Annotated in this window: 20 protein-coding genes; 13 read left to right on the forward strand and 7 right to left on the reverse strand. The window is 61.3% G+C overall.

Annotated elements, in window-relative coordinates; all coding sequences use genetic code 11:
* Nucleotides 1-4 precede the first annotated feature (4 nt).
* The 3 genes from ACWNZ1_RS06505 to glnT form a co-directional block, all read right to left on the reverse strand.
* Complete coding sequence (locus ACWNZ1_RS06505; RefSeq protein ID WP_135844961.1) at nucleotides 5-688, reverse strand: GltB/FmdC/FwdC-like GXGXG domain-containing protein; 684 nt, start codon at nucleotides 686-688, stop codon at nucleotides 5-7.
* Between the two features lie 11 nt (nucleotides 689-699).
* Nucleotides 700-1,605 carry a class II glutamine amidotransferase gene (locus tag ACWNZ1_RS06510; RefSeq protein ID WP_135844960.1) on the reverse strand — a complete coding sequence of 302 codons (906 nt, stop codon included), beginning with the start codon at nucleotides 1,603-1,605 and terminating at the stop codon, nucleotides 700-702.
* 72 nt (nucleotides 1,606-1,677) lie between these two features.
* Complete coding sequence (gene glnT, locus ACWNZ1_RS06515; protein WP_135844959.1) at nucleotides 1,678-3,012, reverse strand: type III glutamate--ammonia ligase; 1,335 nt, start codon at nucleotides 3,010-3,012, stop codon at nucleotides 1,678-1,680.
* Nucleotides 3,013-3,288: 276 nt separating this feature from the next.
* On the opposite strand from glnT, the gene ACWNZ1_RS06520 reads away from it, so the two are divergent.
* The 7 genes from ACWNZ1_RS06520 (at nucleotide 3,289) to ACWNZ1_RS06550 (ending at nucleotide 11,027) form a co-directional block, all read left to right on the forward strand.
* Nucleotides 3,289-3,894, forward strand: coding sequence for a helix-turn-helix domain-containing protein (locus tag ACWNZ1_RS06520; RefSeq protein WP_109755155.1), 606 nt, complete (start codon nucleotides 3,289-3,291; stop codon nucleotides 3,892-3,894).
* Nucleotides 3,895-4,243: 349 nt separating this feature from the next.
* Nucleotides 4,244-5,110 (forward strand): formyltetrahydrofolate deformylase, encoded by an 867-nt coding sequence (gene purU, locus ACWNZ1_RS06525; protein WP_265073001.1) that lies wholly within the window; start codon nucleotides 4,244-4,246, stop codon nucleotides 5,108-5,110.
* Nucleotides 5,107-6,012 carry a bifunctional methylenetetrahydrofolate dehydrogenase/methenyltetrahydrofolate cyclohydrolase FolD gene (gene folD / locus ACWNZ1_RS06530; protein WP_135844957.1) on the forward strand — a complete coding sequence of 302 codons (906 nt, stop codon included), beginning with the start codon at nucleotides 5,107-5,109 and terminating at the stop codon, nucleotides 6,010-6,012. The genes purU and folD overlap by 4 nt, the downstream gene beginning before the upstream one ends.
* Entirely contained in the window at nucleotides 5,994-7,235 is a 1,242-nt protein-coding gene (locus ACWNZ1_RS06535) for an FAD-dependent oxidoreductase (protein ID WP_456027498.1), read from the forward strand. Before folD ends, ACWNZ1_RS06535 begins: the two co-directional genes overlap by 19 nt.
* Before the next feature lie 13 nt (nucleotides 7,236-7,248).
* The gene (locus tag ACWNZ1_RS06540) at nucleotides 7,249-7,551 is read left to right on the forward strand and encodes a sarcosine oxidase subunit delta (protein WP_135844955.1); all 303 of its coding nucleotides are present in this window, start codon (nucleotides 7,249-7,251) and stop codon (nucleotides 7,549-7,551) included.
* On the forward strand, nucleotides 7,548-10,445 hold the full coding sequence (locus ACWNZ1_RS06545) for a 2Fe-2S iron-sulfur cluster-binding protein (protein ID WP_456027499.1): 2,898 nt from the start codon (nucleotides 7,548-7,550) through the stop codon (nucleotides 10,443-10,445). The genes ACWNZ1_RS06540 and ACWNZ1_RS06545 overlap by 4 nt, the downstream gene beginning before the upstream one ends.
* Before the next feature lie 3 nt (nucleotides 10,446-10,448).
* Nucleotides 10,449-11,027 carry a sarcosine oxidase subunit gamma gene (locus tag ACWNZ1_RS06550; RefSeq protein ID WP_135844953.1) on the forward strand — a complete coding sequence of 193 codons (579 nt, stop codon included), beginning with the start codon at nucleotides 10,449-10,451 and terminating at the stop codon, nucleotides 11,025-11,027.
* A gap of 62 nt (nucleotides 11,028-11,089) precedes the next feature.
* Here ACWNZ1_RS06550 and ACWNZ1_RS06555 read toward each other — a convergent pair whose 3' ends face one another.
* A complete protein-coding gene (locus ACWNZ1_RS06555) occupies nucleotides 11,090-11,869 on the reverse strand; it encodes an ArsR/SmtB family transcription factor (protein ID WP_456027500.1) in 780 nt (259 codons plus the stop codon).
* An 82-nt stretch (nucleotides 11,870-11,951) separates the two neighbouring features.
* Here ACWNZ1_RS06555 and ACWNZ1_RS06560 point away from each other — a divergent pair, with 82 nt between their 5' ends.
* Nucleotides 11,952-13,088 carry a cytochrome P450 gene (locus tag ACWNZ1_RS06560; protein WP_265072997.1) on the forward strand — a complete coding sequence of 379 codons (1,137 nt, stop codon included), beginning with the start codon at nucleotides 11,952-11,954 and terminating at the stop codon, nucleotides 13,086-13,088.
* A 13-nt stretch (nucleotides 13,089-13,101) separates the two neighbouring features.
* On the opposite strand, the gene ACWNZ1_RS06565 is transcribed toward ACWNZ1_RS06560, so the two are convergent.
* Nucleotides 13,102-13,443: an FKBP-type peptidyl-prolyl cis-trans isomerase gene (locus tag ACWNZ1_RS06565; RefSeq protein WP_135844950.1), complete on the reverse strand. Its 342-nt coding sequence runs from the start codon at nucleotides 13,441-13,443 to the stop codon at nucleotides 13,102-13,104.
* Between the two features lie 147 nt (nucleotides 13,444-13,590).
* On the opposite strand from ACWNZ1_RS06565, the gene ACWNZ1_RS06570 reads away from it, so the two are divergent.
* Both ACWNZ1_RS06570 and ACWNZ1_RS06575 read left to right on the forward strand, forming a co-directional pair.
* Nucleotides 13,591-14,652, forward strand: a complete 1,062-nt coding sequence (locus tag ACWNZ1_RS06570; RefSeq protein WP_256452657.1) for a M4 family metallopeptidase — start codon at nucleotides 13,591-13,593, stop codon at nucleotides 14,650-14,652.
* Entirely contained in the window at nucleotides 14,652-14,975 is a 324-nt protein-coding gene (locus ACWNZ1_RS06575; RefSeq protein ID WP_135844948.1) for a protealysin inhibitor emfourin, read from the forward strand. The genes ACWNZ1_RS06570 and ACWNZ1_RS06575 overlap by 1 nt, the downstream gene beginning before the upstream one ends.
* A 4-nt stretch (nucleotides 14,976-14,979) precedes the next feature.
* On the opposite strand, the gene ACWNZ1_RS06580 is transcribed toward ACWNZ1_RS06575, so the two are convergent.
* Nucleotides 14,980-15,288 carry an RcnB family protein gene (locus ACWNZ1_RS06580; RefSeq protein WP_135844947.1) on the reverse strand — a complete coding sequence of 103 codons (309 nt, stop codon included), beginning with the start codon at nucleotides 15,286-15,288 and terminating at the stop codon, nucleotides 14,980-14,982.
* 161 nt (nucleotides 15,289-15,449) lie between these two features.
* Between ACWNZ1_RS06580 and ACWNZ1_RS06585 the strand changes: the two genes are divergently transcribed.
* Nucleotides 15,450-16,550: a DNA alkylation repair protein gene (locus ACWNZ1_RS06585; protein WP_265072995.1), complete on the forward strand. Its 1,101-nt coding sequence runs from the start codon at nucleotides 15,450-15,452 to the stop codon at nucleotides 16,548-16,550.
* 6 nt (nucleotides 16,551-16,556) lie between these two features.
* Here ACWNZ1_RS06585 and ACWNZ1_RS06590 read toward each other — a convergent pair whose 3' ends face one another.
* Complete coding sequence (locus ACWNZ1_RS06590) at nucleotides 16,557-18,635, reverse strand: putative bifunctional diguanylate cyclase/phosphodiesterase (RefSeq protein WP_135844945.1); 2,079 nt, start codon at nucleotides 18,633-18,635, stop codon at nucleotides 16,557-16,559.
* Between the two features lie 415 nt (nucleotides 18,636-19,050).
* Between ACWNZ1_RS06590 and pncA the strand changes: the two genes are divergently transcribed.
* On the forward strand, nucleotides 19,051-19,704 hold the full coding sequence (gene pncA, locus ACWNZ1_RS06595; protein ID WP_456027501.1) for a bifunctional nicotinamidase/pyrazinamidase: 654 nt from the start codon (nucleotides 19,051-19,053) through the stop codon (nucleotides 19,702-19,704).
* 41 nt (nucleotides 19,705-19,745) lie between these two features.
* A complete protein-coding gene (locus ACWNZ1_RS06600; RefSeq protein WP_456027502.1) occupies nucleotides 19,746-20,387 on the forward strand; it encodes a DUF1345 domain-containing protein in 642 nt (213 codons plus the stop codon).
* Nucleotides 20,388-20,394: the final 7 nt, after the last annotated feature.

The raw sequence follows: 20,394 nt of genomic DNA on the forward strand, positions 1-20,394 counted from the left end.
CGGATCAGTACGCGGACGCGTTATCGACTTTAAAGTTGTACAGCTGACGGGCCGAACCGTAGCGTTTGAAGTCAGCCGCCTTGTGCGCGAAACCGGCACGGTTCAACAGGTCCTGGAGCTCTTGGAGGTGCTCGGCTCGCATCTCTTTCTCGATGCAATCGGAGCCCAGGGACTCCACAGTGCCCTTCACGTAGATGTGGGTCTCGTACAAGGAATCGCCCAGCGCATCGCCGGCATCGCCGCAGACCACCAGACGCCCGGCCTGGCCCATGAAACAGCTCATATGGCCGATGCTGCCACCCACGACAATGTCGATGCCCTTCATGGAAATCCCGCAACGCGCGCCGGCATCCCCTTCAATCACCAGCAGCCCGCCATGGGCCGTGGCACCGGCGGCCTGGGAGGCGCTGCCTTTGACGCGGACGTAGCCAGACATCATGTTCTCGGCGCAACCGACACCGACGTTGCCGTGCACGGTGATCGAGGCCTTTTGATTCATACCCGCGCAGTAGTAACCGGCGTGTCCCTGAATATCGATGGACAGTGCTTCGTTCACCCCGACCGCGAGGTTGTGCTTGCCGTCCGAATGACTCACCACCCATTCGTGGTGTTCAACGTTGTTGACCTGGTCGTGCAACGCCTGATTGAGTTCACGCACGGTGGCCGTGGAAAGGTCGATGGTTTTCATGTGTGCGCTCCTTAAGCTGACTCGCGTTCCCAGATGTACATAGTGGCCGGTGCCGGCTCCCAGACCTTGGCGTGCTCGATGCCTGGCAGGCTCGACAGGGCCTGATACTCGGAGGCCATGGCGACGTAATCGTCGGTCTCGGCGAGGATCGCCGGCTTGCAGGCAATCGGGTCGCGGATCACGGCAAAACCGTTGCGGGTGCCGATGGCGAAAGTGAAGAAACCGTCCAGATCCTCCAGCGAGTGATCCAGCGCTTCTTTCAATGAGTCACCCTGCTGCAGGCGCCAGGTCAGGTAGCCGGCGGCCACTTCGGTATCGTTGTCGGTCTCGAAGTGAATGCCTTCGCGCTTGAGTTCCTGACGCAGGCGGAAGTGGTTGGACAGCGAGCCGTTGTGCACCAGGCACAGGTCGGCGCCGGTGGAGAATGGGTGGCTGCCTTCCATGGTCACCGCGCTTTCAGTGGCCATGCGGGTGTGGCCGATAATGTGGCTGCCCTTCATGCCGGCCAGGCCGAAGCGCTGGGAAATCTCCTGGGGCAAGCCCATGCCCTTGAGGATTTCGATGCTCTGGCCGGCGCTCATGATGCGCACGCTCGGCGCCAGTTCAGCGAGGGCCAGACGTACCGGCGCCTCCTGAGCATTGATCTTGAGCACGGCAGCGCTGGCGTTCTGGAACCAGTCCAGCGAGCAGCCAAGACGCCCTTCCAGTTCGCCCATCAGGGCTTTCCAATCGAAACCGTCGGTGGTCGCCTGCAGAGTCAGCTTGACCCAACCGTGCGCCACTTCATCGCCATAGATGGCAAACCCGGCACTGTCCGGCCCGCGGTCGGTCATGGCCTGCAACATCGGTTCAAACAGCTTGCCGAGCTGGGATTCCAACTGCGGATTTTTCAGGTAAAGACCTACGATCCCACACATATCAATTCTCCTTCGAAGGCACTGAACATCCGACGCCGAGCCGGGTGCCCGAATGGTTGGCAAAACACTGAGTCAGAAAAATTCGGTGTAGCGCTGGATCTCCCAGTCGGAGACGTGGCGGCTGTATTCCACCCACTCCATGCGCTTGAGCTTGATGAACTCGCCTACGATCTGCGGGCCCAGCACCTCGGCGAACAACGGGTCGGCTTCCAGGGCGTCGCAGGCCTCCTTGAGCGATTGCGGCAGGGTCTTGATGCCCCGAGCGGCGATCTGTTCCAGGCTCAGGCTGTAGAGGTTTTCATTGCAGACGTGGTCGATTTCCAGCTGGCGATCGATGCCATCCAGGCCGGCAGCGATGATCGCGGCGCTGACCAGATAAGGATTGCAACCGGCGTCCGGCAGGCGGAATTCCAGGCGGCCGTAAGGCACCCGCACCATGGCCGAACGATTGTTGGCGCCGAAGGCGATAAAGGCCGGCGCCCAGGTCGCGCCGGACAACGAATTGCCGACCACCAGACGCTTGTAGGAGTTGACCGTCGGCGCGGCGAAGGCACACAGCGCCGGGCCGTGGGCAAGCAGGCCCGCGGCGAAGTGATAGGCCATTTTCGACAGGCCCATGCCGCTGGGATCACTGGCGTCATGGAACAGGTTCCTGTTCTCGGCGCTGCTGATCGACAGGTGAAAATGCATGCCGTTGCCGGCCCGTTTCGGGTCGGGCTTGGGCATGAACGAGCAGATCATGCCCAGGTCATTGGCGATTTCGCCGGCGGCCATGCGGAAAAACGTGAAGCGATCCGCCGAGGTCATGGCGTCGCTGTAGGTGTAGTTGATCTCGAACTGGCCGTTGGCGTCCTCGTGGTCGATTTGATAGACCTCGAAATCCACTGCCTGCAAGGCTTCGGTCAGCCGCTCAAGGAAAACCCGGGAGCGCGACAGGCCTTTGTAGTCGTAGCAAGGCTTGTCCAGATTGTCGCTGAGGTCCACCAGTTGCAGTTTGCCCTGTGCGTCGCGGCGCATCAGGTTGAACTCGGGCTCCAGGCCGGTGTTGAGCGTCCAGCCCTTTTCTGCCAGGCGTTGCACTTGTTGCTGCAACACATAACGGCTGTCGTACGGGTGCGGCTTACCGTCGACGTGACCGATGCACACCACGCGCCCGTAACCCGGCTGCCAGGGCACCGGAGTCAAGGTGGACAAATCGCCGCGGGCCATGAAGTCCGGCCCGTGGGGCTCCATGCCCATGCCGCTGATCGCGAATCCGGCAAAACCCGCTCCCTCTTCGGCCACCGCCTTGAGCCCACAGATAGGCACTGACTTGGTTTTGGCCGAACCGTGAATATCCACAAACTGCGCAAGCACGTACTTGATTCCATGCTTGTCGATGATGCGCTGGGTTTCTGCTGGCAACATTGCTCGTCACTCCTCGCGAAAGGGCAAAACATTGTGGATGGCCTTGACTGACTTTTTATTCCTAAAAAGAAAGTTATTTTCCCAATAGGAATGCAAGGCCCTTGCCAGATTCGCGAGTGAAGCGCCGAGCCTCTCAGAAAAGCGCTTTTGTGCTGTATATATGGGAAAATTCTTTTCCCCGTGGGAATATCGCTCAATAGACGCGAGCTGAACGCCGCCATTTGCACTTTCTCAGTGCGAAACTAATATTACTGAACGGAAAGTGTGCAGGATTTGATGACTATGCCGACCGAAACCGCCCCGCGCCTCAAGCTTGAGCAATACCTGGGCTTGCAGATCAAGCGTCAGCGCCAGGCCCAGGATCTGAAATTGTCTGACGTGGCCAAGATTGCCGATATCAGTCAAGGCATGTTGAGCAAGATCGAAAACGCCCAGGTATCCACCAGCCTCGATACCCTGAGCCGTCTGTGCGACGTGCTCGGCCTGCCACTGTCCAAGTTGTTCAGCGAATACGACCAACAAGACGGCAGTGCGCTTCTGGTCAAGGCTGACCAGGGCATGGAAGTGGTGCGCCGTGGCACCGAGAAAGGCCATACGTACCATCTGCTCAACCATACCCGCGGGCCGAAGAAGAGCTTCGAGGCTTATATGGTCAGCATGGACGACGCGAGTGAGGAGTTTCCGACCTTCTCTCACCCCGGCACCGAATTCCTTCATCTGCTGGAAGGTGAACTGATCTATCGCCACGGCAATCAGCTTTACCGCATGGAAGCTGGCGACAGTCTGACGTTCGAAGGCGAAATCCCCCACGGCCCCGAGCAACTGGTGCAGGTGCCTATCCGCCTTTTATCGATCATGAACTACGGCAACGACAAAGAGTAACGCCTCCCTCCCGATGCATGAAGATCAACCTGTGGGAGCGGGCTTGCTCGCGAATGCGATGTGCCAGTTGTCATCTCTATCAACTGACAGAGCGCATTCGCGAGCAAGCCCTCTCCCACATTTTTGACCGCGTTCGAACGAAGAAACCGAGTCGCCTTCCCTCGCAAAAAATTCCCCTCAGTTAAAAATCTTTCCCAAAACTCTAGACGTCCCGCCTCCACTCCCCTATAAAGCCATTTCAGGAATATTTTATTCCCAACAAGAAAATATGCTCATGGATGAGCCTGCTGTCCGTTGATGATTTTTTTCGCTATGCGATGAGCTGCCGCCATCATCCCGAGGACGTGTCATGCAACACGAAAAAAACCATTTCATCATCAAGATCACCTGTCCCGCGGTGTCCGGCATCGTCGCAGCCGTCACCACCTATCTGGCGGACAACCATTGCTACATCGGGGAGATGGCGCAATTCGACGACGACTTCAGCGGCCGTTTTTTCATGCGTGCGGTGTTTCGTTTCAACGACGGTCACCCAGGCGACCTGCAACAGATCAAGGACGGTTTCGCCCACGTCGCCCAAGCCTTCGACATGACCTGGGAATTGCATGACACCCGCGAGCCCATGCGCGTGTTGCTGATGGTCAGCAAGTTCGACCACTGCCTGACCGACCTGCTCTACCGCTACCACAAGGGCGAGATGGACATGACCATCACCGCCATTGTCTCCAACCACCTCGACCTGCGCCCGATGGCCGAACGCGAAGGCATTCGCTTCATTTACCTGCCAGTGACCAAGGAGACCAAGGCCCGGCAGGAAGCCGAACTGATGAAGATCGTCGACGACACCGGCACCGAGCTCGTGGTGTTGGCGCGCTACATGCAAATTCTCTCCGATGACCTGTGCAAGCAACTCTCGGGTCGAGCGATCAACATTCACCATTCGTTCTTGCCCGGTTTCAAAGGCGCCAAACCCTATCACCAGGCCTACCAGCGTGGGGTGAAACTCATTGGCGCCACCGCTCATTACGTCACCAGCGACCTCGATGAGGGACCGATCATTGAGCAGGAAGTACAGCGCGTCGACCACGTCTACCTGCCCGACGACCTGGTGGCCACCGGCCGCGACACCGAAACCGTGGCCCTGTCCAAGGCGGTCAAGTACCACCTGGAGCACCGGGTTTTCCTCAATCAGGACAGAACGGTGATCTTCCGGTGAACACGCACAAACTGATCGACGGCAAAGCAACCGCCGCCCGCGTGCTCATACAGGTTCGCGAGGACGTGGAGCGTCTGCGCGAGCAAGCCATTGAACCGGCACTGGCGGTGATCCTGGTGGGCAGCGACCCGGCCAGCCAGGTCTACGTGCGCAACAAAATCCTGCGCGCCGAAGAGGTGGGTATTCGCTCGCTGGAACATCGGCTGCCTGCGGACACCAGCACTGAACAGTTACTCATTCTGATCGCCCGATTGAATGCCGATCGTTCGATCCACGGCATTCTTCTGCAACTGCCGCTGCCTGCCCATATCGATGAATTACGGGCACTGGAGGCTATCGCGCCAGACAAGGACGTCGACGGGTTCCACAGTCAGAACGTCGGCGGCCTCAGCCAGGGTCGTACGGTACTCGCACCTTGCACCCCCAGTGGTTGTTTGTATTTGCTGGAACAAACCTGCGGTGATCTGCGCGGCAAGCACGCGGTGGTGATCGGCCGCTCGAACATCGTCGGCAAACCCATGGCTGCGTTGCTGCTTAAGGCCGACTGCTCGGTGACCCTCCTGCATTCGCGCAGCCCGGATCCCCAGGCACTGTGCCGGCAGGCGGACATCGTCATCGCCGCCGTGGGTCGCCCACGGTTGATCGACGCCAGTTGGCTCAAGCCTGGCGCCGTGGTGATCGACGTCGGCATCAACCGCATCGAAGACGATGGCCGCAGCCGTCTGGTGGGCGACGTCGACTTCGACAGCGCCCTGGCGCACGTCGCGGCGATCACCCCAGTACCCGGTGGTGTCGGCCCGATGACCATTGCCTTCCTGATGAAAAACACTGTCACCGCAGCCCTTGCACAACACCAGGCCCAACGCAGCCAATCGGAGGCCCTATGCCATTCAATCTATTGAAATACGGGCTGAGTTCGCAGTACCCGGTGGAAGTGGATCTGCCGCCACCATGCGAACTCAAATCAAGCTACGACGTGGTGATCATCGGCGCCGGCGGCCACGGCCTGGCCATCGCTTATTACCTGGCCAAGTACCACGGCATCACCAACGTCGCGGTGTTGGAGAAGTCCTACCTGGGCGGCGGCAATACCGCGCGCAACACGGCGGTGATCCGCTCCAACTACCTGACCAGCGAAGGCGTGCGCTTTTATGCCGAGTCGGTGCGGATGTTCCAATCGCTGTCCAACGAATTCGATTTCAACATCATGTACTCCGAGCGCGGCCAACTGACCCTGGCCCACACCGATGCCACGGTGCGCTCGTTCCGTCAGCGCGCCGAGGTCAACAAACACTTTGGCGGCCGCAGCGAGATGATCGACCGTCAGCAGATCCGTGAACTGGTGCCCAGCCTCAACCTCGATCCCGGCCACTTGCCGGTGCTCGCCGGTCTGTGGCACATCGACGGCGCCACCGCGCGCCACGACGCGGTGGCCTGGGGTTACGCCAAACAGGCGGCCAAGCGCGGTGTGGAAATCCATCAGCTCACTGAAGTCCAGGACCTGATCATCGAGAACGGCACCCTCACCGCGGTCAAGACCAACCGCGGCACCATCAAGTGCGGTTGCGCGGTGCAGGCGATTGCCGGGCACAGCTCGTTGCTGATGGCCAAGGCTGGGATTCGTTCGCCGATCCAGACCTTCCCGCTGCAAGCGATGGTCACGCAGCCATTCAAGCCGTTTCTCGATCCACTGGTGAGCTCCTCTGCCTTGCACTGCTATGTGCAGCAAACGAGTCGTGGCGAGGTGGTATTCGGTGGCGGCTCAGACCCCTATCCACTGTTCAATACCCGTTCCACGCTCGATTTGAAGGAAAGCCTGCTGGCCCATGCCATCGAGATGTTCCCGTTCCTGGCCAACGCCAAGCTGATGCGCCAATGGGCCGGGATCACCGACATGACCCCGGACTACAGCCCGATCATGGGCCTGTCGCCGGTGAACAATTACTACCTCGACGCGGGCTGGGGCACCTGGGGCTTCAAGGCCACGCCGATCTGCGGCAAGACCATGGCCGAGTTGGTCGCCAGCGACGGCAAGGTGCCGGAGCTGATCAAACCGTTCGGCCTCGAACGCTTCTCGACCTTCCAGCAAGTCAACGAAATGGGCGCCACGGCGGCCAGTCACTGACGCAGAGCAGACTATGAAAATCATGACTTGCCCGCTCAACGGGCCGCGCAATATCAGCGAGTTCACCTATGGCGGTGAATTCAAACCCATGCCCGACCCGGTCACCTGCAGCGACGGCGAATGGGCGGACTACGTGTTCAACACCGACAACCTCGCCGGCGTGGTGCGCGAATGGTGGATGCACACCCCCTCCAGCTACTGGTTCCTCGCGGAGCGGCATACCGTCACCGACGAAATTCTGCGCACCTTCGATCCTAAAGAGCTCTTCAGCACCCGTGTCGAATTCAACGCCGCCGCCAAGGAGATCGCAGGATGAATCGCCTACCCGCCCCCATGGGCTTGCTGATCGACCGTGATCAGCCGCTGGATTTCAGTTTCGACGGGCAACGCTACCAAGGCTTGCAAGGCGACAGTATCGCCAGCGCCTTGTTGGCCAACGGGCGCTTCCTGATCTCCCGCTCGTTCAAATACCATCGCCCACGCGGCCCGCTGACCATGGCTGGCCAGGACGCCAACAGCCTGGTGCAACTGCCCCAGGAACCCAATGTGCTGGCCGACGCTCACGCGCTGTCCGCGGGTTTGCAGGTGACGGCGCAGAACGTCAACGGCTCGCTGGATAACGACCGCGACGCCTACCTGGGCAAGTTTTCCAAATTCATGCCGGTGGGCTTCTACTACCGCTCGTTCTACAAGCCCAAGGGCATGTGGAAAGTCTGGGAACCGATCATTCGCAAGAAGGCCGGCCTCGGTGTGCTCGACCTGAAGTTCCAGCCGGAGTACTACGACAAGGCTTACCTGTTTACCGACGTCGCCGTCATCGGTGCCGGTCCCGCCGGGTTGCACGCCGCCCTGACCGCCGCCAACGCCGGAGCCAAGGTGCTGCTCATCGAGCAACAGCCGATTCTCGGTGGCTCGCTCACCTATGCCCGCTTCGACATCGACGGCAACAAGGCTGAAAACCTGCGCCGCGAACTGCTCGCGGCGGTCGAGCAACACGCCAATATCCAGATCCTCACCGAAGCCACGTGCAACGCCTGGTTCACCGATAACTACCTGCCGGTGATCCAGGGCAAACGCCTGTACAAGGTCCGCGCCCGCCAATGCCTGGTGTGCAGCGGCGCGTTCGATCAGCCGGTGATCTTTCGCAACAACGACCTGCCGGGCGTGATGCTGACCAGCGCCGCGCAAAGGCTGATGAAGCTGTATGCGGTCAAACCGGGCAACCGCGCCGTGGTGCTGACGGGCAACGACGATGGTTACCTCGCCGCGCTTGATCTGCATGACCAGGGCGTGGAAGTCGTCGCGGTGGTGGACCTGCGCCAAGGGCCTGCGGACGAAGCCCTGCTGCGCGCACTGGCGCAACGCAAGATCTACCGTCAGGCCAACAGCACCGTTTATGAAGCCCGGCACGAAAAAGGCATGCGCCATATCAACGGTGTCGACGTGCGCCAGATCACCGCACAGGGCCAGGTCGCCGAGAGCGGGCAATATCTGGCGTGCGATTTACTGTGCATGTCCGCCGGTTACATGCCGGTCTATCAACTGCTGTGCCAGGCCGGCGGCAAACTGGCCTACGACGATCAACGGGCCGAGTTCACCCTCAGCGGCCTGCCAGGGAATCTGAATGTCGCCGGCTCGGTCAACGGTCGGCACCATCTGGATAACGTGATTGCCGATGGCGTGAATGCCGGCGCCGAAGCCGCCCTCGCGCTGGGTCTGACCGTCAGCACGCAACGCGTGCCATTGAGTGGCGAGGCTCGGGTCAATTTCAATTGGCCCATCTTCCCGCACCCCAAAGGCAAGGACTTCGTCGACTTCGACGAGGACCTGCAGGTGGCCGACATCGTCAACGCCACCCGCGTCGGCTATCGCGACGTGCAACTGGTCAAGCGCTACTCCACCGTCGGCATGGGACCGTCTCAAGGGCGTCACTCGGCGCTGCCGACCGCACGGCTGGTGGCGTGGGCCACGCAACGCAACATCAGCGAAACCGGTGTGACCACGGCACGGCCGCCGTTTGTGGCCGAGAAGCTGGCGCACGTCGCCGGTCGCGCATTCGATCCTTACCGACAAACGCCGATGCATGCCCGCCACCTGCAGGCCGGGGCGAAGATGATGCCCGCCGGCATCTGGCAACGCCCGGCCTACTACGGTGATACCAAGGATCGCGAGGCCTGCATGCAGGCCGAAGCCCTGCATGTACGCAACAAGGTCGGCCTCATCGACGTCTCGACACTGGGCGGTTTGGATGTACGTGGCCCAGACGCCGCCGAGCTGCTCAACCGCATGTACACCTTCGCCTTCCTCAAACAACCGGTCGGCCGCTCCCGCTATGCGCTGATGACCAACGAGCACGGCGTGGTGATCGACGATGGTGTCTGCGCGCGGTTTGCCGAAAATCACTTCTACGTCACCGCCACTACCAGTGGCGTCGACCGGATCTATCAGCAAATGCTCAAGTGGAACGCGCAATGGCGCCTCGACGTGGATGTCGCCAACGTCACCGCGGCCATTTGCGCGGTCAACGTCGCCGGGCCCGACTCGCGCAAAGTACTGGAGCAGGTTTGCACCGACCTGGATCTGAGCGCCGAAGCGTTTCCTTATCTGGGGGTGCGCCAGGGCACCGTGGCCGGCATCAAGGCCCGTTTGCTGCGAGTGGGTTTTGTCGGCGAACTGGGCTATGAAATCCACGTGCCGGCGCGTCATGGGCTCAAGCTTTGGGACGCACTGATGGAGGCCGGCAAGGCCCACGGCATCCGCCCCTTCGGCGTCGAAACCCAACGCCTGCTGCGCCTGGAAAAAGGCCACGTGATCATCAGTCAGGACACCGACGGCATGACCCATCCGGCGGAAATCGACATGGGCTGGGCGGTCAACCGCAGCAAGCCGTTCTTTGTTGGCCGGCGCTCGGTGGACATCCTCCAAGCCCAGCCGCTAAAACGCAAACTGGTGGGCTTCAGCCTACCGAAGAACAGCCCGCAACCGCTTGAAGGGCATCTGGTGCTCAACGGGCCGGACATCAGCGGCAATGTCACGTCCTGCGAATATTCCGCAAGCCTTGGCAAGATCATCGGCCTGGCCTACGCCAGCATCGACCAAAGCACCCCGGGGCAACGCATCCCGATCCGTGTCGAAGGGGGCATCGTCGTCCAGGCCGAGGTGGTGCAGTTGCCCTTCTTTGATCCCGACAACCAACGCCAGGAGCTTTGAGCCATGACCAGTCTGAAAGAACAACACACCGTCGGGCACCACGCTCTCGCGCCGTTGCCCACGTGCACGCTGGCGGATTTAACTGACCTGCCTCGGGTAGGTTTTCGTGGTGCTCACAGTGCCGCGTACCTGCAAGGTCGCCATTTCGTTCTGCCCCACGCCCCCAATCGCGCCGAGCCCCAGACCGATGGCAGCCAAGTGGCACGCCTGTCGCAGACCGAATATCTGCTGTTGGGCAGCCTCGAAGACCAGGGCCAGCGCATTGCCGACGAAGAAGCCCGCTGGGAGCTCGATCACCAAGCCAACTATTTGCTGCCTCGCCAGGACAGTCATGCCTGTTTTCAACTGACGGGAGAGCATCTGAGCGAGGTGATGGCCAAGCTCTGTGGGGTCGATCTGAGCCCACAGGCGTTCGGCCCGGGAGCGGTGGCCCAAACGTCGGCGGCACGCATCAATGTGATCGTGATCAACTCCAGTACCGCGCAGCAGGCAAGTTTGCACATCCTGTGCGATCGGGCGTCAAAAGCGTATTTCCGAGAGGCTTTGCTCGATGCCATGCAGGAGTTTTCGGGAATGGTGTGAACCTGCCTGCGATGACGTGGCTGGAATCGCCATCGCGAGCAAGCTCAGCTCCCACAGGAGATTTATGGTGAACGCCGGATTTTTGAGTATCCGAGTGCCAATGTGGGAGCAAGCCTGCTAGCGATGGCGCCGGCAGGCCCGGCATCCATCTCGACATCGATACCCAACCGCCCCGCCATCTCCCGGCGACCACTGGCCGTCAACCCCAACGCCCGGCTATCCAGGTCCTGAATCACCCACTTGCGCTTGATCGCCACTTGCAGCAACGCCGCCCCCAGGGCACCGCCCAGGTGCGGACGGCGCATGCTCCAGTCCAGGCAGGGACAGGCGAATCGGCGGCGTTGGGCGCTCAACACCTGAACATCCACGCCCAGCTCCTCGAACAGAGCCTCGCCCGATTCACTCAGCCGATAATCGCGCCCTTCCACGTCCACCAGCCACCCAGCCTCGATCATCCGATCATGCAGCCGCACCGCCAGGGTGCCGGCCATGTGGTCGTAACAGGTGCGAGCGAATTGCAGGCGATCCGGGGTGCGTGGCGTGAAGGTCGGAGCGCCGTTCTGGCCGATCACCATCAGCGCTTCAAGGGCCTGGGCGACGCGTTTGTCCGCCAGGCTGTAATAACGATGACGCCCCTGGACGTGCAGGCGCACCAGGGCCAGTTCCTTGAGCTTCGCCAGGTGGGCGCTGGCGGTAGAGGCACTGACATCGGCAATGCTCGCCAATTCCGTGCTGGTGCGGGCATGGCCGTCCATCAGCGAACACAGCATTCGGGTCCGGGCCGGTTCGGCGATAGCCGCGGCCACTTGGGACACGCCAACATCATGTTGCTCTGCGTTCATATTTCGCTCCCCGACGAATCAAGCCATACATCGACTGGAGATAGTAGCAACACTTTCTCCATCATGAACAAGGCCGTACTCCATGGACCCGATCATCGCCGCGACTCACCCTGATCCCTACCCTTACTATGCGAACCTGCGGGCCGCAGGCGGGCTGACCTTCGATCCGCAATTGAATCTGTGGATCGCCAGCAGCGCCGAGGCCGTGTGCGCGGTGTTACATCACCCCGATTGCCATGTGCGCCCGGCCCACGAGCCCGTGCCAAAGGCCATTGCCGAGGGGCCCGCCGGGCACGTATTCGGGCGCCTGATGCGTATGAACGAAGGTGAACAGCAGCGTTGCCCGAGGGCCGCGATTGCGCCGCGGTTGCAGGACATTGACCCGCAACAGGTCGAGGCATTGGTCAGGGCACGCTTCTTCAAGGAAGGTGCCGAAGGCCTGCACCAGGCTCAGTTCATCGGACCGGCCAGCGTGGTGGCGGCGCTGTTGGGTTTCAGTCCGGCGGACTGTCGCATGATCAGCGAGCTGACCGGGAATTTCGTGAGCTGTCTGTCGCCCCTGAGTGACGCGGCGCAACTGGACGCGGCGCACCGGGCCAGCGAGCGACTGGTCACAGTTTTCGGGGAGCGGATCGAGGCGCGGGACAGCCCGTTGTTGGCGCACATTGGCCGGGGCTTCGAAGGTACCGATCCGGACGGCCTGATCGCCAACCTGATCGGCCTGCTCTCGCAGACCTATGAAGCCACGGCCGGCCTGATTGGCAATGCATTGCTGGCACTGATCCGCGATCCGGCACTGCAGCGCACACTCCGGGAGGATCCTGGGAAAATCCGCCCGTTGCTGGCCGAAGTCCAGCGCTTCGACCCTTCGGTGCAGCACACGCGCCGCTTCGTCGCCGCGCCCTGTGAAACCCTCGGTACCGCGCTGAACCCAGGGGATGTAATCCTGGTGCTGCTGGCCTCGGCCAACCGCGACCCACAGCTCAACCCGCAACCGGACATCCTGCTGCTGGACCGCCCGGGCCGCCGCAGTTTCAGCTTCGGCGCCGGGCGCCATGAGTGCCCCGGTCAAACCCTGGCATTGGACATCGCACAGGCCACACTGGGTGCGCTTCTTGAGCGTGAACCACGACTGGATCAATTGATCTGGTGCTACCGCCCTTCTATCAACGGACGCATTCCGTTGTTCAGCGACCGGCCCGGGACGAAAACGCCCTGATCCACAGCATCGCTCAATCGTCCCGGGTCAGGACTTCCAGCAACTCGATTTCAAAGATGAGGTTGGCGTTGGGCTTGATATGGGCGCCCATGGAGCGTTCGCCATAGGCCAAGTGAGCCGGTACCAGCAGCTTGCGCTTGCCGCCGACCTGCATGCCCATCAGGCCCAGGTCCCAACCCTTGATGACGCGACCGGTGCCGATCACGCACTGAAAGGGTTTGCCACGACTGTAGGACGAATCGAATTCGGTGCCGTCTTCAAGGGTGCCGCGGTATTGGGTGGTGATCAGCGCGCCTTTGACTACGCTTTTGCCGTCGCCCTGTTCCAGGTCGATGATTTGCAGTTCTTCGTTCATGGGGTATTTCCGTGGAATTCAAGCGCGGGGTTTTCGCAGAAATTGGCGCGCCTGGCAAACTTATGTGTATTGCATGCAGCAGGGAACCGCAGCGGTCACTTCGGTTCACATGGGTATCGACCCTGCCTTTCAGATAAGGATTTTCTGATGATCGACTCTCGTCCGCTCCACGGTTTCATTCCGCCGTATATCCTCAATCGCATCATCGCCCATGGCTCCGAACAGCAACGCTCCAGCGCCCTCGGCACCCTGTCCCACGTGCGCAATCTGCGGCACAACCCCGGGCCGCCCAGTCATCTTCCCGCCGCCGCGAAATTCTCCAAGCCTGGCAGGCCCGGCCACCCGCAGCGCAGCGTGCATGATGCCCAAAACACCATGGAGTTGCCTGGCCAGCCGGTTCGCCTGGAAGGCCAGTCGGCCAGCGGCGACCCAGCCGTGGACGAAGCCTACAACGCCCTCGGTGCCACCTATGATTTTTTCTGGAAAGTCCTGGGGCGCGATTCCATCGACAACAAAGGCTTCGCCCTGGTGGGCAGCGTGCATTATGGCCAGGGCTACGAAAACGCCTTCTGGAACGGCGCGCAAATGGTGTTTGGCGACGGCGATGGAGAAATCTTCCAGCGCTTCACCCGCTCCCTGGACGTGGTCGCCCATGAACTGGCCCATGGTGTCACCGAAAGTGAAGCCGGGTTGGTCTACGCCAACCAGTCCGGAGCGTTGAACGAGTCCATCTCCGATGTGTTCGGCGTGCTGGTCAAGCAGTTCGTGCTGGAGCAGACCGCCGACCAGGCCGACTGGCTGATCGGCGCCGACCTGCTCACTGACAAGATCAATGGCGACGGCCTGCGCAGCATGTCCAACCCCGGCTCCGCCTACGATGACCCGTTGCTGGGCAAAGACCCGCAACCGGCGCACATGCGCGAATTCGTCATCACCCGCGAAGACAACGGCGGCGTGCATATCAACTCCGGTATTCCCAATCGCGCCTTTTATCTGGCGGCCACCACGCTGGGCGGATTTGCCTGGGAAAAGGCCGGCCGGATCTGGTATGACACCTTGTGCGACCGAAAACTGGCCAACGACGCGTCCTTCAGCGCTTTCGCCCGCCTCACTGTCGAGCACGCCCGCCAGCGCTTCGGTGAACGGGAGGTGCAAGCGGTGCAGAACGGCTGGGCCCAGGTCGGTGTCGATCTGACAGAGGAAAGCTGATGAAAACCCTTCCAGACCTCGACGATAATGCCGTGGTACGACTGTCACGCCAGGGCGGCGTGGCGGCCATCCATGCCTTGACCCGGCCCCGGGAAATCGAGTTCGCCCAGTGCGACCTCGACCAACGCACGCGCATCTGCTCGGTGCTGGAGGGCTGTCTGCCACTGACTTCGTCCACACCTGGCCGGGGCGACCAGCGTTTTTTCCAGATCGAGGTGCGTTATCGCACTGACGACCATGACGACGAGATGGTGTTGCAGGTGCCTGAGGACCAGGCACCCGGCGAACTGGTTCGCCTGTGGGACAAGGGCGAAGTGACCTGAAGACTTAACGTGTGGCCGGAACGATCTTGACGATTGCGCCGGACACGGTTTCGATCAGCAAGTACTTGTCGTCGATATGCACCCATTGCTGTTCTTGTGTCGGCTGCTCGAGTTTCTTCTGTTTCCAGTCTTTCATGGCCCTGTCCGCACGCTGGTAGTCCGCCGGTACTCGGTCGTTTTCCACCAGCCTGCGCCCATTGCTCGGCGAATGTTCCAGGGCGTCTCCGGTTTTTTCGACCGCTTGCGCAACAGGCCCAAGGGCTCCGAGGCCGGCGATCAGGACCAGGCTGGCGATCAGGGTTGGTTTGCGCATAGAAAAAACTCCAGTTATTCGAGGGACTGAATCTGGGACTTCGCGGGCGGCGAATCATTCCCTTTACTGCAGCGACTGGAAGCTGAGAGCCTCCCTCGCCACGGGTCGCGCATGGCATAGTGTCAGGCTCGGAACTACAACACCCGCCGGACGGACCCACCATGAGCACCACCGCCTCCTCCCCAGCCCTCAAGGAAATCTTCAACAGCGCCCGCCTGGAGCACATCGCCAGCGAAATGCTCGTGGTGTATCCGGCCTTCGACGCCAAGGCGTTCTTGCACATGGCCAACGACGGGCTGGCCGAATTGTCGGTGATGCAACGCATGGCACGGGTCAGTGAATGCCTGCATGCCGTGCTACCCCTGGGTTACGAAGCATCTCTGGACGTGCTGCGTGATCTGGCTCCGCGCCTCAACAGCATGTTCGTCAGCATGTTCCTGCCGCACTATGTCGCGTCTTACGGCCGGCACACCTTCGACCTGTCGATGGACGCGCTCAAGTACTTCACCCGGTTCGGCTCGTCGGAGTTCGCGGTGCGGCACTTCCTGCGCGACGACCTGGCCGGCACCCTCAAGGTCATGCACGACTGGGCACTGGATGCCAACGAACACGTACGGCGCCTGGCCAGCGAAGGCAGTCGGCCGCGCTTGCCGTGGTCGTTCCACCTCGAGCCGATCCAGGCCAACCCCGACCTGGCGGCCGCGATCCTCGACGCCCTCAAGGCCGACGACAGTCTCTATGTGCGCAAGTCCGTGGCCAACCACCTCAACGACGTCACCAAGCAGCATCCGGAGTGGGTGCTGGAGCAGATCGAAGGCTGGCCACTGCAAGACCGCCACACCGCGTGGATCGCCCGGCATGCGCTGCGCAGCCTGATCAAACAAGGCCATCCCCGGGCACTGGCGGTCATCGGTGTAGGTGGCAAGGCCCAGGTCGAAATCCTGGACCTGAAGGTGACGCCAGCGGTCATTCGCCTGGGAGAACAGATCACCCTGTCCTTCAAGGTGCAATCGACCCTCGGGCAGAGCCAGCGCCTGGTGATCGATTACGCGATCGATTACGTAAAAGCCTCGGGCGGCACATCGGCCAAGGTCTTCAAGCTCAAGACCTTCGACCTGCCCGCCGAAAGTTGCGTCACCCTCAGCCGTTCACAACATATTCGCGAGCTGACCACTCGCCGGCACTATGCGGGCCGGCATGCGGTGCATCTGCTGGTCAATGGCGAGCGGCTGGACAGCTCGGCGTTCGACATCATTGCTTGAAGCCGCTCAGACCACCGCCACCCGTTGTGCCTGGCGGATATCGTGGATGAAGCGCTCGGCCGGCAGCGGATGCCCCAGCAGGTAACCCTGCAGCGAATCGCAGCCCAGCTGGGTCAGGAAATCCTGTTGCACATCGGTCTCCACGCCTTCGGCAACGATCCGCAGGCCCAGGGCCTGGCCGAGGGCGACGATGGCCGAGACGATGGCGGCATCATCACTGTCGTGCTCCAGGTCGCGCACGAAACCGCGATCGATCTTCAGTTCGTTGGCCGGCAGGCGCTTGAGGTACATCAGGCTCGAATAACCGGTGCCAAAGTCATCGATGGACAGGTCCACGCCCATGTCCGAGAGCTGCTGCAGCACGGTCATGCTCGCGTCCGCATCGCTCATGGCGGTGGTTTCGGTGATTTCCAGGGTCAGGCTGTTGGCCGGCAGTTGATGGGTTTCCAACGCCTTGGCCACACTTTGCACCAACCCGGTATGGCAGAACTGCAAGGCCGACAGGTTCACCGCGATGCGCCAGTCGGTATAACCGAGCACGTACCATTCGCGCATCTGGCGACAGGCCTCGTTCAACACCCATTCGCCGATGGGAATGATCAGCCCGGTCTTTTCCGCCAGGTCGATGAAGGTGTCGGGCATCAACAGGCCCTGGGTCGGGTGGGTCCAGCGCAGCAACGCCTCGGCGCCGACCGGCCGGCCATTGGCGGCGTCGAACTTGGGCTGATAGTAGAGGCTGAATTGCCGTTGTTCGACAGCGATGCGCAAGTCTTGCAGCAACTGCAATTGCTTGCGGGCGTTGCTGTTCATCGACGCATCGAAAAAGCTGTAGCCGTTTTTGCCAGCGCCTTTGGCGTGGTACATCGCCGCGTCGGCGTTCATCAGCAACTCTTCGGCGTTCTGGCCGTTGCCCGGGTAAAGCGAAATGCCGACGCTGGCGGAAATCTGCAGGTCGTGGTCAGCGACCCGGAACGTGCGGGCGATCAGCCCGACCTGACGTGCCGCCAGTCGCAGGGCATCGTCGGGTTCGGCCAATTGCACCAGCAGCACGAACTCATCGCCGCCGATCCGCGCCAGGGTGTCCTGGCTGCGCAGGTCTTCGCGCAGGCGCAGGGCCACGTCCCGCAGCAACAAATCCCCCATGTGATGACCAAAGGCATCGTTGACCGGTTTGAAACCGTCGAGGTCGATGAACATCAAGGCAAAGCAACCGCCCTGCTCCTGCACCCGGTGCATGGCCTGGCCGATGCGATCAGCCAGCAGCACGCGATTGGGCAATGCGGTGAGAGGGTCGTGCAGGGCCAATTGGGTCAGCTCCCGGTTGGCCTGGGTCAACGAATGGGCCAGCTCCGCGGTACGGGCTTCCAGGCGCGCGTCGAGAATTGAGGTCAGCAAGGCAATGGCCAGCACCGCCAGGGTGGTGATCAGCACCAGATTGTCCAGGCCCTTGCCGCTCAAACCGTCCAGGGAGCCGCAAAAGCTGCCCTCACTGAACCGCGCCCCGGCCATGCCGGTGTAGTGCATGCCAACGATGGCGACGCCCATCACCACCGCAGCGCCAGCACGAGCCATGCGCACATGGGGGGTGTTCTGGCGCAGGCGAAAGGCAATCCATAGCGCCGCCGCTGACGCCCCGACGGCAATCACCAAGGACGCGCCGAACAGCGTCGGGTCATAATCGATGCCCGGCTGCATCTGCAGCGCGGCCATGCCGGTGTAATGCATGGTACTGATGCCCGCGCCCATGATCAGTGCGCCAAACGCCAGCTGCCACGCCGGCAACCGCGGCTGGCTGACCAGCCACAAAGCAAATCCGCAGGAAAGGATGGCAATCAGCAGCGACAGCGCGGTGATCGACACATCGTAACCAAGCTCGATCGGCAAGGTGAACGCGAGCATGCCGATGAAATGCATGGACCAGACACCCACGCCCATCGCCAATGCCCCTCCAGCCATCCACAAATGGGCCGCACGTCCCCGCGCGGTGGCGATACGCCCGGTCAGGTCTAGCGCGGTGTAGGAGGCCAATACTGCAACAAACAGGGAAATAAAAACTAAGGCGGGGGAGTAACTGCCTATGAGCATGGTTTTTTCTCGTGACTGCAAAGCCGAACTGCTTCCATGCCCGGTTGAAAGCCGGCGATTGTACTTAATCGTGTCATGGACGCACGGGGCAAATGTCAAAAAGCCATCAACGCGGGGATATTTGCGACGAAAGACATCTTGTGGGTGGGCGGCAATATACATGATCCCGCCTCAAACCCTTGTTGGATAGGGCTTGGTCGCTGGAGTGGATCAGCTTGCATTGATGTTGAATGTGCCGCCTTCGCGAGCAAGCCCGCTCCCACATGGGGACTCGGGTGGTCACAGGATCAGCTATCACCGCCAATCTACTGTGGGAGCGAGCTTGCTCGCGATAGCGGTATGTCAGCTTGCGCAGATGTCGGGGCCTGGGATTGTTCGGCTAATATCGGAGGACCACTTCAAGGAGGATGTATCCATGGCTGCTCCAATCACTCGGGCTTCGACCAGCGCCCTACTGGTCATCGACGTACAGAACGACTTCATCCCCGGCGGCCGCCTGGCCGTGCCGGGGGGCGATGAGATTGTGCCGTTGATCAATCAACTGGGCCGCTCATTCCGACAGGTCATCCTCGCCCAGGACTGGCACCCGGCCGGGCATGCGTCGTTTGCCTCCAGCCATCCCGGCAAGCAGCCATTCGAGATCGTCCAATTGCCGTACGGCGAGCAGAAACTCTGGCCCGACCACTGCACCCAGGGCAGCCGAGGCGCAGAATTCCACCCGACGCTGGAACTGACCCACGCCCAACTGATCATTCGCAAGGGCTGCAACCCGGACATCGACAGTTATTCGGCCTTCATGGAAGCCGATCGCCAGACCACGACCGGGTTGGCGGGTTACCTGAAGGAGCGCGGCATCGACACGGTGTACCTGGTCGGACTGGCCCTGGACTTCTGCGTGATGTTCTCGGCGCTGGACGCTCGGGCGGCCGGGTTCAATGCATTTGTGGTGCTCGACGCCTGCCGGGGCATCGATATGGATGGCTCGATGGACAGCGCGATCCGCAGGATGCAGACCGCCGGTGTGGAGTTGATTCAGTCTACCGCGATAACAGGCCAGGCCCTCGCCTGATGACGCATACTCAGCAGCCCTTTCTCGTACAGTGAGCCTCCATGCCCTTCCTTGTCCGCACCCACCCGCGTCTTTCCAGCGCCACGGTCCTTGGCCTGGCGGTGGGTTTGCTGGTTCCCGTGGATTCGATCATCAGCAAAATCCTGATCGGCTGGAACGCCGGGGTCTGGACCTACCTGGTGCTGATGTCCTGGCTGACCGTGCGGGCCAAGGCGCCCGACGTCAAACGCATCGCCGAGATTGAAGACGAAAATGCCGGGCTGGTGCTGCTGCTCGTCTGCGTCGCGGCGTTGGCCAGCCTGGCGACCATCACCTTCGAACTGGCGGGCAGCCGCGATCTGCAAACCGCTGGCAAGCTGCTGCACTACGGCTTCACGGCAATGACCGTGATCGGTTCATGGTTGCTGATCGGGGTGATCTTCAGCGTTCACTACGCGCGGCTGTATTACACCTGGGAGGGCAAGGAGCCGGCGCTGCGGTTTGCCGAGGGGCTGACCACGCCCAACTATTGGGATTTCCTGTATTTCTCTTTCACCATCGGGGTGGCGGTGCAGACCTCGGACGTGGGCGTTGCCACGCGGCAGTTGCGCAAGATCGTGCTGGCGCAATCGTTGATCGGGTTTGTGTTCAATACGGCGATTCTGGGGTTTTCGATCAATATTGCGGCGGGGTTGTTTGGGTGATAGTCGT

The organism is Pseudomonas sp. CFBP 5748 (genome assembly GCF_053850495.1).

Coding starts and splice junctions, on each gene's coding strand:
- ACWNZ1_RS06505 (WP_135844961.1), bottom strand. CDS start 688: ATGAAAACCATCGACCTTTCCACGGCCACCGTGCGTGAACTCAATCAG.
- ACWNZ1_RS06510 (WP_135844960.1), bottom strand. CDS start 1,605: ATGTGTGGGATCGTAGGTCTTTACCTGAAAAATCCGCAGTTGGAATCC.
- glnT (WP_135844959.1), bottom strand. CDS start 3,012: ATGTTGCCAGCAGAAACCCAGCGCATCATCGACAAGCATGGAATCAAG.
- ACWNZ1_RS06520 (WP_109755155.1), top strand. CDS start 3,289: ATGACTATGCCGACCGAAACCGCCCCGCGCCTCAAGCTTGAGCAATAC.
- purU (WP_265073001.1), top strand. CDS start 4,244: ATGCAACACGAAAAAAACCATTTCATCATCAAGATCACCTGTCCCGCG.
- ACWNZ1_RS06535 (WP_456027498.1), top strand. CDS start 5,994: ATGCCATTCAATCTATTGAAATACGGGCTGAGTTCGCAGTACCCGGTG.
- ACWNZ1_RS06540 (WP_135844955.1), top strand. CDS start 7,249: ATGAAAATCATGACTTGCCCGCTCAACGGGCCGCGCAATATCAGCGAG.
- ACWNZ1_RS06545 (WP_456027499.1), top strand. CDS start 7,548: ATGAATCGCCTACCCGCCCCCATGGGCTTGCTGATCGACCGTGATCAG.
- ACWNZ1_RS06550 (WP_135844953.1), top strand. CDS start 10,449: ATGACCAGTCTGAAAGAACAACACACCGTCGGGCACCACGCTCTCGCG.
- ACWNZ1_RS06555 (WP_456027500.1), bottom strand. CDS start 11,869: ATGAACGCAGAGCAACATGATGTTGGCGTGTCCCAAGTGGCCGCGGCT.
- ACWNZ1_RS06560 (WP_265072997.1), top strand. CDS start 11,952: ATGGACCCGATCATCGCCGCGACTCACCCTGATCCCTACCCTTACTAT.
- ACWNZ1_RS06565 (WP_135844950.1), bottom strand. CDS start 13,443: ATGAACGAAGAACTGCAAATCATCGACCTGGAACAGGGCGACGGCAAA.
- ACWNZ1_RS06570 (WP_256452657.1), top strand. CDS start 13,591: ATGATCGACTCTCGTCCGCTCCACGGTTTCATTCCGCCGTATATCCTC.
- ACWNZ1_RS06575 (WP_135844948.1), top strand. CDS start 14,652: ATGAAAACCCTTCCAGACCTCGACGATAATGCCGTGGTACGACTGTCA.
- ACWNZ1_RS06580 (WP_135844947.1), bottom strand. CDS start 15,288: ATGCGCAAACCAACCCTGATCGCCAGCCTGGTCCTGATCGCCGGCCTC.
- ACWNZ1_RS06585 (WP_265072995.1), top strand. CDS start 15,450: ATGAGCACCACCGCCTCCTCCCCAGCCCTCAAGGAAATCTTCAACAGC.
- ACWNZ1_RS06590 (WP_135844945.1), bottom strand. CDS start 18,635: ATGCTCATAGGCAGTTACTCCCCCGCCTTAGTTTTTATTTCCCTGTTT.
- pncA (WP_456027501.1), top strand. CDS start 19,051: ATGGCTGCTCCAATCACTCGGGCTTCGACCAGCGCCCTACTGGTCATC.
- ACWNZ1_RS06600 (WP_456027502.1), top strand. CDS start 19,746: ATGCCCTTCCTTGTCCGCACCCACCCGCGTCTTTCCAGCGCCACGGTC.